This window comes from Roseovarius sp. MMSF_3298, from assembly GCF_030733705.1.
GTDB classification, from domain to species: Bacteria; Pseudomonadota; Alphaproteobacteria; order Rhodobacterales; family Rhodobacteraceae; genus Roseovarius; species Roseovarius confluentis.
Window position 1 is genome coordinate 157,555 of sequence record NZ_JASHIN010000005.1, and the last position, 12,754, is coordinate 170,308.

Here is a 12,754-nt window from a genome sequence, read left to right on the forward strand (position 1 = left end):
TTGGGGCATTCACATGCCCGAAGAGATCGGAGCCGCAGCCGTAGACAGCACGCGTGTTTCAATCGGTTGGTCGGAGATGGGAGACCTAAGCAAGCTGCCCGCCGATAGATCGGCAATCAAGGAAGCGATCTTTTCGGCATACCCTGACAAGAAGGAAGGAGCCGTGCCTGTAGAGGCTGGAGTGATTTATCGCTTCGTGCACGAGGCCAAGGCAGGCGACTATGTCGTCTACCCTTCCAAGCATGACCGCATGATCAACATCGGAGAGTTCACAGGAGAGTTCGCCTATGATGCTGGCCCTAAGAGTGATGCACGGGAGTACCCCAACTCTCGTATCGTAAAGTGGCTCGGACACTTCCCGCGTAGCGACTTTAGCCAATCAGCCCTCTATGAGATCGGCTCGTTCCTTACGCTCTTCAAAGTGAAGAACCACGCAGCAGAGTTCTTAGCGAAGGTGGACCCAACCGTCTCGCCAAGTGAGGACGAGGACCAAGACACGACACCGGATGATGACAGCGTTTCGAGCACTGTCACACGACAGGCTGAGGAGACAGCCCAGGACTTCGTCATTAAGCGCATCCATACACAACTGTCTGGGCACGACTTCGAGCACTTCATTGCGCATTTATTGGAGTGCATGGGCTACACAGTTCGCATCACGCAGAAGTCCGGCGACGGTGGTATCGACGTCATCGCTCACAATGACAAACTTGGGTTTGAGCCACCCATCATCAAAGTCCAGTGCAAGCGCACGACCAATCAGATAAACGAGCCACAGGTGCGCGAACTACTCGGGACGCTGGTCGAAGGCGAGTACGGGCTATTCGTTACCCTCGGAGCCTATGATCGCAAGGCACGACTGTCCGAGCGCAACCTATCTAAGCTACGGCTCATTGACGGAGACGAGTTGTTTGAGCTGGTTGTAAAGCATTATTCGCAGTTGTCTCCTCGGTACCGAACGATGATACCGCTTCGGCAGATATATGTGCCTGACCTGCGGTAATGCGCGCCCGATGATCGCTGTGAGACACCGCAAAAGCAAACAGATACGAAGCCATGAGTGATCGTCCGTTTGACCCTCAGTGGACCACCGATAACTCGGTTCTGTCTGCTTATCTGGATCGCTTGTGCGCAGACCTGACCGCAGCAGAAACGCGGCGTCGCAGACGTCGAAGTGAGGCGCAGTCACGCTTTGAGGCGGCGATCCGCGCGATAGTTTTGGACCTCTTTCGAGCACATGAGAGCGACCCCGAACTAGAAGTTGGCATTTCTACTGGCTGGGAGGCACTGCAGGATTTCAGCCAGTCTCGGTATGGTGCCAGCTTCATATCGGCGCGCACATTTACCGACGCGATGGAAATCCTCAAGAGTGCCGGATTGATTTTCGTCAGCACGCCGCATTGGGACGATCCGGCCAAGAAGAATAGCCGTGTAGCTCGCTATATGGCTACGCCGAAGCTATTGCATGGTCTTGACGCTACAGGCACTTCGACGGTCGATCTCAGAAGACATCCGAATGCAGAGGGCATTCGCCTGAAGGACACCGAGAAGTCTCTCATCGAGTACAACGACAACACCTTCGCGAACAAAGCGCGTGATCGGCTACGGAGCATAAACAACATGCTCAAAAATCATTGGGCTGACTTGGCTTTGACGGACGATCAAATGGCGGTCGAGTTGAAGCGGATCGCGAGAACCAGAGATAAAGAAGCCGCCCAGTCCTTCGACTTCGCGGCAAGGACCGTCTACCGTGTTTTCAACAACAATGACTGGGCACAAGGCGGGCGCTTTTACGGTGCTTGGTGGACCAGTTGCTCAAGCGCGCTAAGGCCCTACATCCTAATCGATGGAAAGCGTACAGTTGAAGTGGACTACTCAGGGCTACACGCGGCCATGCTCTATGCCCAGGCAGGCAAGACCATTCCCGACGATCCTTACGAGCGATGTCTTACAGGGACAGGAAATACCGCGGAGCGCAAACTGGTGAAGCACACCTTTAATGCACTGCTGAATGCCGACAATATAGACACCATCAATGAGATTGAAAGCTATTCTGCTGACCTGACAGGGCGGGGCTGGCAGGAGTTCAAGCGGTTCGTCGTTGCGCAGTATCCTGAGTTCCACAACCACTTTGGGTCTGGGGTTGGGCTACGTCTGCAACGCAAAGACAGTGACCTCGCAGAGACAGTCATGTTGGTGTTTGCAGGCATGGGCTACGCGTGCCTTCCTGTGCATGACAGCTTCATCGTCCACCACGGACTTGCGCAAGACTTAGCCAGTGCAATGAATGAGGCTTTCAAAACGCAGTTCGGTATCTCTGGACGGGTCTGTATCGACATAGGTGTAGGCGAGGCGGTTGAACCCGGCGACCAGCCTATCGAGGTGGACATCGGTGATTTACTGGACCCATCTGGCTATGAGGCGAGGTTGTTGGCTTTCCGCCAAAACCGAGGCCGCGCATTATTGGGCGACGCTAGTTGTTCCCTTTAATGACGAAGGATTAAGCAACTCATGAAATAAATGCTTAATAGTATCGGCTGAGAGTACACCGGGCATGTAACCCAATCGGTCACGCCTCCCGGCGCTCCCTCATTACTGGTAACGATAAGGAGCGCCAAAAGCGGATGACTTCCTTCATAAATGACGGGCGGGTTGGATTGGGCTATTTGACGTGGTTCAAATAAGCAGTTTGGTTTCGGTGGCCAGCTTGAGGGCAGCCTATTGTATAGTGATTTTCTCGATAGCTTTTTTCTTCTGTCCCAGCGTGTGGCCCTCTACGAAATAGCCGTCTGTCACTGTTTCGCGCTCGTGCCCGACGATCTCCTGTACCAACGGCAACTCAACACTCGCTTGACGCATCCGTGTTATGGCCGTGTGCCGAAAGCTATGGAATACTAGACCCGGCTCCTTGATGCCTAGCTTGGGTAAGAAACTCTCATTGCACCAGCGGCCCAAGTTCCGGCCGTAGCCACCATTGGCGCTGTAGCTGTAATCTGGGAATAGGCGTGTCCCGCGTCGGCGACTATCTACAAAATCAAGGAAGCCTAGACCAACCAACTCAGAATGTACGGGCACCTTGCGCCTGCCTGCTTTGGACTTAACACGCTTTGCTTCGTCGCCTGTGTCAGTGATGTTCAAGAACCATATATCGCCATCCTGCTGTACGTCGGCAATGTCGAGTTGGCATATCTCGTTCAGACGTGCGCCGGTGAACATGCCTAGCAGCATGCCCCACTTGTGACTTTCCTTGCGAACCAGCCCAGAGGTGTTTTCGGTCAACTCAGTGTAGAGGCGGCAGACTTGATTAGGCGAGAAAGGCTTGCGTTCAGATTTGCTCTTCTTGGCCTTCGCCACTTTCATTCCGTCAAAGAGGCTATGCGGAGAATATCCATGGCGTTCTGCCCAATCGAAAAACATCTTGAACATCTGAATATGGCTGTTGATCGTCTTGGCCGATACTTTCTTGTGCCCCGGCTCCTTGATTACCTCCATCAGCGGCTTTGCCTTCAACTTGGGCTTGGTGTTCCGGCTTGCAGGAAGGTCTTGCAGCACTTTTTTCACGGCGCTGGCGTCTTGTTTCGTGATCGTGCCAAGGTGTCGCTCCGGCCCGAAGTACTCAATGAGGATGTTCAGGTAGGCCCGGTTCTGCCCCGTCGTCTTGAGCGTCCACTGGCGAGCGTGCTCAGAAATGAAGTCGCCCACAGCGGCACCCAAGGGCGAGGAGGTGGGGATAACGGGCGCAGGAGTGGCCTGAGCCTCTTGCGGCGGTACATCGTCAAAGGAATAGTGCTCAAGGCGCTCAGCGGCCTCCAGGACGCGCCTCAGCATGTCTTGGCGGCCTTTCCGCCACTCCCGGCGGAGAGATGGCAGATTTTCGTCCCATTGGGGTCTGGCAAGACCCACGGCTGTGCAGAACTCGTCACGGTCGATATAGAGGTCGGATAACAGGTCGTCGCCGTCCTCAGCGTTTTCATGCACCGCCAACTCCTGACGCATTGCGTCAAAAGACTGCGGGGAGAGGCCCCTGTCATTCATGTGCTCAAGGTACTTGTCCAGTTGGGACCGGAAGTACTGTTGCACGTGCGCGCGTATCTCGTCTTGCCTAAGTCGGGTCAAAGCCTTGTGGTCCTTCAACAATCTGCCACACGATGCTAGGTAGCGGGCCAGATCACCAGCGTGGTCAGGGCACCTAGTACGCAGCGATATGCGGACGGTCTGTCGTTTTCCCTCTATGGACGGAGGGATAGGCCAGCGGAAGTAAAAAACACCATGTCTGGAGCGAGTTAGATAAGATGACAGCATCATAGGGTTTGTGTCCCACTTTGTGTCACACCCGACTATCCAGCCGCTAAGCCTATGATTTAGAAGAAAATGGAGGCGAGTACCGGAATCGAACCGGTGTACACGGATTTGCAATCCGCTGCGTCACCACTCCGCCAACTCGCCATCCGTGGTGGGCCGTCTGGCCTGAAATGCTTGCTTAGTGTTTCGTCGGCGCGATGTCCAGACCTCCTGTGCAAGGTCGATAAGCGATCGGATGACATCGCGAATGGTCACGCATACGCTGGTCATGGTGATTTGGCTAAGGGGCAGGCCGAAAAAGCTCCTGCATCGTTCCGACCAAGGCAGCCAATACACGAAAGAACCATTTCAGCGCCTGATGGCGGATCACGGTATCATATGTTCGCCGCTCGGCGGCATGCCTTGTATACGCCTGCCCGGCAATGGATGAACCGTTTCGTAAAAGTCCGGGACAACGCGGGGACGGAGAGCGTTTTTTTGTCGCAGAAAACAGAACGGAACAGGCGCAACGCTTACAATACCAGGAACCACGCTTGTGCATACGTCTTCGAAGACATCAAACGACTTTTCAATCCCAAGCTTCGGCACTCGACTATCGGCTATCCAAGCCCTGTCAACCTGAAGGAGCGGGCTATGAAAGCTTAAGTCGCCGTCCACGAAGCCGGCGGCAGACCCGTACGACAGACCTGGCTGGGGGGTGTTTTGCCGACTGTTTCCTGAACGGGGAAGGTGTGATCTGTACCGCTCGGTTTAAGCCCATTGTGAGGGGCGAGGGTTTGTGGCAAAACGTTAGGCAGGATTCTTCAACTACAGGGAAGACCAGATGACCGATTTCGCCGCGCGCCGGACCATGATGGTCGATACCCAGGTGCGCCCCTCTGATGTCACCAAGTTTCCCATCATCGACGCCATGCTGTCGGTCGCGCGTGAAGCATTCGTGCCCCGTCACCTGAGAGAGGCGGCCTATGTCGGGGAGAATATCGACCTTGGCGGCGGTCGGGTTGCCCTGGAGCCGCGGACGCTGTCCAAGATGCTGGATGCATTGGATATTCGTGCCGACGAATTGGTGCTCGATCTGGGGTGTGGCTATGGATATTCATCTGCCGTTGCCGCCCGCATGGGTGAAGCCGTGGTTGCCGTCGAGGAGATCGGGGACATGGCCGAGGAAGCCCGTGGGATCCTGTCGGAGCAGGGCTCCGACAACGTGATTGTTCACGAAGGTCCGTTGGCGGACGGTGCGGCGGAACATGGCCCCTATGACGTGGTGATGGTTCAGGGCGCGGTCGAACACCTGCCGGAAGCGATCATTGACCAGATCAAGGAAGGCGGGCGCATCGCCTGCCTTTTCGCAGAGGGCGGACTGGGCGCGGTGCGCGTGGGCTACAAGATCGACGGAGAGATGAATTGGCGGTTTGCTTTCAATGCCGGTGCGCCCGTTCTGGCGGGCTTCGAACGGCACGCGGCGTTTACCCTATGATCGGGCGAGGGCAAGCCGTGCAGAGGCCGGAAACGACAGCGAAAAACGCCCCCTTCCCGATGGTGAGGAAGTGGATGGCGGCCGGAATTCTTGTGCTGGCGGGCGCAACGGCGCTACCGGGTGCTGCGAAATCCGAGACGCTGGGTCAGGCGCTGGCCTGGGCCTATGAGCACAGCGGTCTGCTGGAGCAGAACCGTGCGCTGTTGCGGGCGGCGGATGAGGATGTGGCGCAGGCCGTCGCCGGGTTGCGGCCGATCATCAACTGGACGGCCGACATCACGCGGGACTTCGGCGAGGGCCGGGGCAACAACCTGATCAATACCACGCGCGATGTGACGTTCAGCACCGGCGTCACGCTGGAACTGTTGCTGTTCGATTTCGGCCAGACCCGGTTCCAGATCGACGCTGCAAAAGAGACCGTCCTTGCCACGCGGCAATCGTTGCGCAGCATCGAGCAGCAGGTGTTGTTGCGGGCCGTGGCGGCCTTTTACGACGTGCAACGCAATCGCGAGTTCGTGTCGCTGCGCCAGAACAACCTGCGCCTGCTGCGGCAGGAGTTGCGGGCTGCCCGCGACCGTTTCGAAGTGGGCGAGGTGACGCGCACCGACGTGGCTCAGGCCGAAGCGCGTGTCGCCAGCACGCAAGGGGAACTGGCCCAGGCGCAGGGCAACCTTGCGCAGGCGATCGAGGAATACATTGCCGTGGTGGGCCGGTCGCCGGGAGCGTTGCAATCTCCGCGCCAGCTGCCGAACCTGTCCGGCGGGGTCGAAACCTCGAAGAACATCGCGGTACGCAACCATCCCGACATCCTGGAGGCACAGCGCCGGGTGGCATCGGCTGATTTGACGATCCTGGCCGCCGATGCCGCGATGAAGCCGCGGTTTACCGCACAAGGCACGCTAGGCGTCAGCGAAAGCCTGGACAACAGCGATTACAACCGGTCGGGCAGTTTCGGGCTGAACATGCGGGCGCCGATCTACCAGGGTGGGCTGCTGAGTTCGGCCAAGCGGCAAGCGCAGGCACAGCGTGACGCGGCCCGAGGCAACCTTCACGTTGTGCGCCGCGCGGTCGTGCAGGACGTCGGCAACGCATTTGCCATCTTGCAATCGGCCCAGGTTGTGCGTGAAGCCAGCCGTGAGCAAGTGCGCGCAGCACAAGTTGCGTTCCGTGGCGTCCGCGAAGAGGCGACGCTGGGCGCGAGGACGACGCTGGATGTGCTGAACGCCGAGCAGGAACTGCTCGACGCACGCAGCAACCTGATTTCAGCGGATGTCGACGTGGCCATCGCGGCTTACCAGGTACTTTCGGCCATCGGCCAATTGACGGCGAAGGACCTGAACCTGAACGTGCAGACCTACGACCCGGCGGCCTATTACAACCTGGTCAAGGATGCGCCCGTGCCGCTGAGCAAGCAGGGAAAGCAACTGGACCGGGTTCTGAAATCGCTTGGACGTAAATGACCGCCAAGCGGGCCCGGAGCGGCGAAAGCGCCTAAAAGGCGGCGTTCTAAAATGTTGTGCGAATATGCAGCAGCCGCTACAGTGACGCACAGGCAAGAATGGTAGTTGAGCATGTCTGATCCCGTCTCGAATGCGGAAATCGAAGACGTTTTGTCTTCTATTCGTCGGCTCGTATCCGTCGACAAACCCTCTGTTTCGAAGGACGCGAGCCCTGAGCGTGCAGCCGAGGCCGAGAAAGCCACGGACCATTCTCTCCAAGATCACGGGCTGCCCGATGATGCCGCGCCCGTCAAGCCGGACGAGGCTGCGCCCAAAGGCGATGCGCGGCTGGTGCTGACCCCGTCGTTCCGGGTTGAGCCGGAAGATCAGAAGGACGACGCGGACGGCGCCGAGCATGACGTGAAAGCGCCAGAGGACGAGGACCCGCAGCATCTGACGCTTGGGCAATGGCAGGTCGATCCCGATGATGCCGAGGCTGGGGCGCTGGAGCAGTCGGATGAAGGTGACCCGGATGACGACCACGAAACAACGCAGCCGGAGGCTCTGAGCGATCTGTCGCCCGAAGAGAGCGAGGAGTCGCCGCAGGGTGACGACGCGCAGCTGAAAGAGTGGCTGACCGCAGAGGGCGACATGGCCGCGTCCCCTGACGCTTGGCAAGACGAGAACGAGGCGCCTGGCGACGGGCCCGAGGACCTGTCCGACGAGGATGATGATTTCGAAGCGGCGGCGTTCGCGGAAGATGTGGATGTCGCGCCCGGTGAGGCCGGCGTTGCCGCCGAAGGCGAATGGTCCGGACGTGAGACCGTGGGCTCAGAGCTTGAGGCGCGGATCGCGGAGGTCGAGGCCGCCGTCGCCGCGCGCGATGATCAATGGGAGCCGGATGGCGCGTCCGAAGACGCCTATGCGGGGGGGCAGACTGAACCGCTGCCTTGGGAAGATCATTTAGAGGCGGCCGTGCCCGTTTTCACGTCGCGCATGATGCATAAAGAGCCGGCGGATGCCGCCCAGGACGCGGGCGAGCCAGATGCTGACATGACCTTTGCGGAGCCGGACATGGCGTCCGGCCAGACCGCGCGCCCCGAGCCAGAGGCGGAGAAGGATGAGGGGCAGGCCTCGCACGCGCGCAAGTCCGGCACCGTCGAGGCAGAGAATGCCGGAAACGACAATAGCTGGTACCGCGAGGATACCGACGCGGTCCTGGACGAGGACGCGCTGCGCGACCTGGTGAGCGAGATCGTGCGGCAGGAATTGCAAGGCACGCTGGGTGAACGGATCACGCGCAACGTTCGGAAACTGGTACGGCGCGAAATCCACCGCGCGATGATGGGCCAGGACCTCGACTAGCCCCTGGGTGTTTCGGCCAGATCCAGAATCATATCTACGTTCAGTGTGTTTTCCAGGTGATCGGCCAGCGCGTCGAGCGCCGCCTCGACAGACATGTCGAAAGCGATTTCTGATCGTTGCCCGAAACCGGCGAGGAAAGCTGCGCGGAACGTGTCTGAAGCGAAAATCCCGTGCATGTAGCAGCCCATGATGCGGCCCGAGGGATCGGCGGCGCCCTCGGGGCGGCCGTCGATGGACAGCCAGGCCCGGGCACAATCGGAACCTTCCGTGCGGCCCATGTGGATCTCGTAGCCTGTCAGCGTTTCGCCTGTCGGCAGGTAGGTGGCTCTTGCCTGCGACAGGTGCTTCTCGGGACCCAGGAGGGTTTTGCAGTCCAGATGGCCAAGGCCGGCAACGGTTCCAGCCGTGCCTTCGATCCCCTCTGGGTCGGACACCGAGCGGCCCAGCATCTGATAGCCGCCGCAAAGCCCGAGTACATGCCCGCCGCGACGGATATGCGCGGCAAGGTCTATGTCCCAGCCATTGGCGCGGAAGGCGGCAAGATCGGCGATGGTGGATTTGCTGCCGGGGATCAGCACGAGATCTGCATCGCCCGGCAGGGGGCGGCCGGGCGCAATGATCTCGACGCTGACTTGCGGCTCGCAAGCGAGCGGATCGAAATCGTCGAAATTGGCGATGCGATCGAGCTGAGGTACGGCCACGCGCAGCCCGGCGCCGGCGGACTGGGCGATGTCGATCACGTCTTCGGCAGGCAGGCGCCAGGCGTCGTGGAACCACGGGATGACGCCCAGCGAAGACCAGCCGGTGCGGGCGGCGATCTGTGCGAGCCCGTCGTCGAACAGCCGGGGATCACCATGGAACTTGTTGATGGCAAAGGCCTTGATGCGCGCTGCGTCGGAGGGCGCGAGCACCGCTTGGGTGCCGACAAGCTGGGCGATGACGCCGCCCCGCTCTATGTCGCCCACGAGGATGACGGGCAGGTCGGCTGCTTCGGCGACGCCCATGTTGGCGATGTCCGACTGGCGCAGGTTGATCTCTGCCGGGCTTCCCGCGCCCTCGACCAGGATCAGATCGGCAGTTCCACAGAGCCTTCGAAAACTGTCCATGACCAGAGGCAGGAGAGGCCGGGGATCGGTGCATCGTTGCCCGTGTACAATTACCTGCATGTCGCCCTCGGCCTGAGGCTTGAGCAGCACAGGGTTCATGTCCGTGTGGGGCGCGCGACCACAGGCCCTGGCCTGCAATGCCTGGGCGCGGCCGATCTCGCCGCCATCTTCAGTGACAGCCGCGTTGTTGGACAGGTTCTGTGGCTTGAACGGGGCGACGGACAGGCCGCGGCGCAGGCAGGCCCGGCCCAGACCGGCGACGATCAGGGACTTGCCTACATTCGAGGCGGTGCCCTGGATCATGATGGATTTTGCCACGGTGCCTCTCCATAAAGCGTTTCGCCTTTTACCTGAGCCAGCAGCGAAAGGCGAAACGCCTGCAACGATTGGCTGTTGTGCTGCGTTTCGCGATAAGCTGTGACACAGGGTTATCGCGAAACGCTTTAGTTCGTGCACAGGGGTACGGTTGCACCGGCGGGGAGGGAAGAGATGAACACGCCGGCCCACGTGATATTCGCGGCGGCGGCCTTTGCCCGACCGTTTGATCGGCGGCGCACGGTTGCCGCTGTGGCCGGCGGGCTGGCGCCTGATCTGTCGCTTTACGTGATGGTCGCGGTCTCGCTTTACCTGCTGGGGCTTGATCCGGGGTATGTTTTTGGCACGCTTTACTTTTCCGACGCGTGGCAACAGGTGTTCCGGATCGACAATTCGGTTCTTGTCTGGGGCCTGGGGCTGGTATTGTCGTGGTGGTGTGGCGCGCGGAACGGCATGGTGTTTGCCGCATCAGGCCTGATGCATCTGGCGCTGGATTTGGCCTTGCACCACGATGACGGACGGCCGCATTTCTGGCCGCTGACCGACTGGGTGTTTCAAAGCCCGATCAGTTACTGGGACAGGGCGCATCATGCCGGGGTGGTCGGGCCGATTGAAATGGGCGTGTCGGCGGTGCTGTGCGGCGTTCTGATATGGCGGTTTCCCAGTTTGCGGTCGCGGCTGTTGATCGCGGTGTTGGCGGGGTTGGAGCTTTTCCCGCTGTTCATCTGGGCCTTCGTGTTCGCCACGTAACCGTTGGAAACGAAAGAGCCCTGCCGCATCGGCAGGGCTCTTTCACTTTGGGGTTTGTCGCGTGTCAGGCGGCTTCGGCCTGCGCGGCGGCATTGCGACGCTCGCTTTCCTCGCGCGACAGGGCAACCGAGGTGCGCACACCTTTGCCCACGAAATCCATCAGACCGGTCACGACACGTTCGTTCGGGTCGATCCCGGCGCAGGACAACACCTCGCGTCCATCGCGGGAACGGGCCCAGCGGGCGATCTGTTCCGGCCCATTGCCATACTTCTTGTCGTCGGCAATGGCGTCGTCCAGAGCAGCCAGTACGACGGCTGCGAAGAGTTTGCGGGCACGGTTGCCTTGTTCAGCGTTGAAAGCCGTACCGTCAACGAAATCTTTCATGTTTCGTCCTTGTTTTTATTGCTCTTGTGCTTCAGGCGTGACGCCGGTTATGGAGAGTTTTTTGCGATTCGGATAGCCCCCAATCACATAACACCCTTGCATTTCCCGCATGGCTGGCTGCGCTTGCAGCACGATATGTCGTCGTCTTGCACGTCATCGCTTCGCTAGATATAGGGTTGGACTAATATCGATCAACCTCTTGTCATGGTTTCGTCACAATGCCCAAAATCAACGGAAACGAAATACGTCCCGGTAACGTCCTAGAGCACAATGATGGCCTTTGGAGTGCCGTCAAAGTGGATCACGTCAAGCCCGGCAAAGGCGGCGCGTTCGCCCAGGTGGAGTTGCGCAACCTTCGTAACGGATCAAAGCTTAACGAACGGTTTAGAAGTGCTGACAAAGTCGAGCGCGTCCGGCTGGAGCAAAAGGATCAGCAGTTCCTTTATGAGACGGACGGAATGCTTGTCTTCATGGATTCAGAGACTTACGAGCAGATCGAACTGCCTGCCGAGCTTTTGGGTGAGCGCCGTCCCTTTCTTCAGGACGGCATGACGATCACCGTCGAATTTTACGAGAACGAGGCGCTGAACGCGACTTTGCCGCAGAAGGTGAACTGCCGCGTGGCCGAGACCGAGCCTGTGGTCAAGGGGCAGACGGCCGCCAACAGTTTCAAGCCGGCGATTCTCGACAACGGAGTAAAGGTGATGGTGCCGCCTTTCGTCGGCCCCGACGAGGAAATCGTCGTCAACACCGAAACGATGGATTACGCCGAACGCGCCTGATCCTCTGGCGCACCGCCTGCGCCGGGCCGGCTGCGTCGAGACGTCGCGTCACTCGGGCAGGGTGACGGTCGCCGATCCCGCCTGCATCGCGCCTTTCGCACGATTAAATCGCAGATAGGCGATGGCGCGGTCGCCCGATTGGGTGAACAGCGTGCCCGCGTCCTTGCCGTCCGCGGTGATCGGCGTGCCGACCGGGGCGCTGCCATCGAGCGCAACGGATGCCAGCCCCTTGCGCAGTTCGGTCTTGTGCTTCATTCGCGCGGTCACTTCCTGCCCGACATAACATCCCTTGCGGAAATCGACGCCGTTCAGTCGCTCGAACCCGGCCTCGAGGATGAAGGTATCAGGCGTCAGCTCGACATTCGTGCGGGGAATGCAATGCGCCACGCGGATGGCCTCGAAATCGCTGCCGTCATCGCCTGACTCGGCACCGTAAAGGCGCCAGCCGAGGGCAGGGTGGCGCGGATCGGCAAAGGCACCCTCGGGACGCTCGCCGGTCCCACGCCAGACGGCAAGGTCGGTCTGCGTGATCTGCACATCGGCGCGCAGCTTGTACATGTTGAGCCGTTGCAGCAGCCCGTCGGCCAGGCTTTCGTCGACGTCGAGCAGGGTCGCGCCGTCCCACGGGACCAGAAGGAAGTCGGCGAGATACTTGCCCTGCGGTGTCAGCATGGCGGCATAGACCAGACCCTGGTCCAGTTTCGCAATGTCGTTGGTGACCAGCCCCTGGAGAAAGGACCTGGCCTCGGCGCCGGTGATTTGAAATATCTTGCGGGTCATCGGGGGCCTCGTCTTTGTCATGGGCGTCATATAAGAAACCGGCAATGAAATGA

11 protein-coding genes, 1 tRNA gene and 1 pseudogene are annotated in these 12,754 nt (G+C 59.6%); 8 read left to right on the plus strand and 5 right to left on the minus strand.

The window, feature by feature from the left end; all coding sequences use genetic code 11:
* The first annotated feature begins 13 nt into the window (after positions 1–13).
* Complete coding sequence (locus tag RBB18_RS06975) at positions 14–1,003, plus strand: restriction endonuclease (RefSeq protein ID WP_306110622.1); 990 nt, start codon at positions 14–16, stop codon at positions 1,001–1,003.
* 53 nt (positions 1,004–1,056) lie between these two features.
* Entirely contained in the window at positions 1,057–2,490 is a 1,434-nt protein-coding gene (locus tag RBB18_RS06980; protein ID WP_306110623.1) for a hypothetical protein, read from the plus strand.
* Positions 2,491–2,718: 228 nt separating this feature from the next.
* On the opposite strand, the gene RBB18_RS06985 is transcribed toward RBB18_RS06980, so the two are convergent.
* The gene (locus RBB18_RS06985; RefSeq protein ID WP_306110624.1) at positions 2,719–4,080 is read right to left on the minus strand and encodes a site-specific integrase; all 1,362 of its coding nucleotides are present in this window, start codon (positions 4,078–4,080) and stop codon (positions 2,719–2,721) included.
* A gap of 292 nt (positions 4,081–4,372) precedes the next feature.
* Positions 4,373–4,446: transfer RNA gene (locus tag RBB18_RS06990), tRNA-Cys, on the minus strand.
* A gap of 76 nt (positions 4,447–4,522) precedes the next feature.
* On the opposite strand from RBB18_RS06990, the pseudogene RBB18_RS06995 reads away from it, so the two are divergent.
* The 4 genes and pseudogenes from RBB18_RS06995 to RBB18_RS07010 all read left to right on the plus strand — a co-directional run.
* A pseudogene (locus tag RBB18_RS06995) lies at positions 4,523–4,947 on the plus strand (DDE-type integrase/transposase/recombinase); the annotation flags it as partial.
* Between the two features lie 178 nt (positions 4,948–5,125).
* The gene (locus RBB18_RS07000; RefSeq protein WP_103762303.1) at positions 5,126–5,779 is read left to right on the plus strand and encodes a protein-L-isoaspartate O-methyltransferase; all 654 of its coding nucleotides are present in this window, start codon (positions 5,126–5,128) and stop codon (positions 5,777–5,779) included.
* Positions 5,780–5,853: 74 nt separating this feature from the next.
* On the plus strand, positions 5,854–7,239 hold the full coding sequence (locus RBB18_RS07005; protein ID WP_306110625.1) for a TolC family outer membrane protein: 1,386 nt from the start codon (positions 5,854–5,856) through the stop codon (positions 7,237–7,239).
* 111 nt (positions 7,240–7,350) lie between these two features.
* Complete coding sequence (locus RBB18_RS07010) at positions 7,351–8,583, plus strand: hypothetical protein (RefSeq protein ID WP_306110626.1); 1,233 nt, start codon at positions 7,351–7,353, stop codon at positions 8,581–8,583.
* On the opposite strand, the gene RBB18_RS07015 is transcribed toward RBB18_RS07010, so the two are convergent.
* Complete coding sequence (locus RBB18_RS07015; RefSeq protein ID WP_306110627.1) at positions 8,580–10,007, minus strand: cobyric acid synthase; 1,428 nt, start codon at positions 10,005–10,007, stop codon at positions 8,580–8,582. The two genes, RBB18_RS07010 and RBB18_RS07015, sit on opposite strands and share 4 nt — an antisense overlap.
* A gap of 171 nt (positions 10,008–10,178) precedes the next feature.
* Between RBB18_RS07015 and RBB18_RS07020 the strand changes: the two genes are divergently transcribed.
* A complete protein-coding gene (locus RBB18_RS07020) occupies positions 10,179–10,754 on the plus strand; it encodes a cobalamin biosynthesis protein CobQ (RefSeq protein ID WP_103762307.1) in 576 nt (191 codons plus the stop codon).
* A 64-nt stretch (positions 10,755–10,818) separates the two neighbouring features.
* Here the strand turns inward: RBB18_RS07020 and RBB18_RS07025 are convergent, their stop codons facing one another.
* Positions 10,819–11,139 carry a DUF6280 family protein gene (locus RBB18_RS07025; protein ID WP_103762308.1) on the minus strand — a complete coding sequence of 107 codons (321 nt, stop codon included), beginning with the start codon at positions 11,137–11,139 and terminating at the stop codon, positions 10,819–10,821.
* A 218-nt stretch (positions 11,140–11,357) separates the two neighbouring features.
* Here RBB18_RS07025 and efp point away from each other — a divergent pair, with 218 nt between their 5' ends.
* A complete protein-coding gene (efp, locus tag RBB18_RS07030; protein WP_103762309.1) occupies positions 11,358–11,921 on the plus strand; it encodes an elongation factor P in 564 nt (187 codons plus the stop codon).
* Positions 11,922–11,969: 48 nt separating this feature from the next.
* Here efp and RBB18_RS07035 read toward each other — a convergent pair whose 3' ends face one another.
* Entirely contained in the window at positions 11,970–12,701 is a 732-nt protein-coding gene (locus RBB18_RS07035; RefSeq protein WP_306110628.1) for a folate-binding protein YgfZ, read from the minus strand.
* Positions 12,702–12,754: the final 53 nt, after the last annotated feature.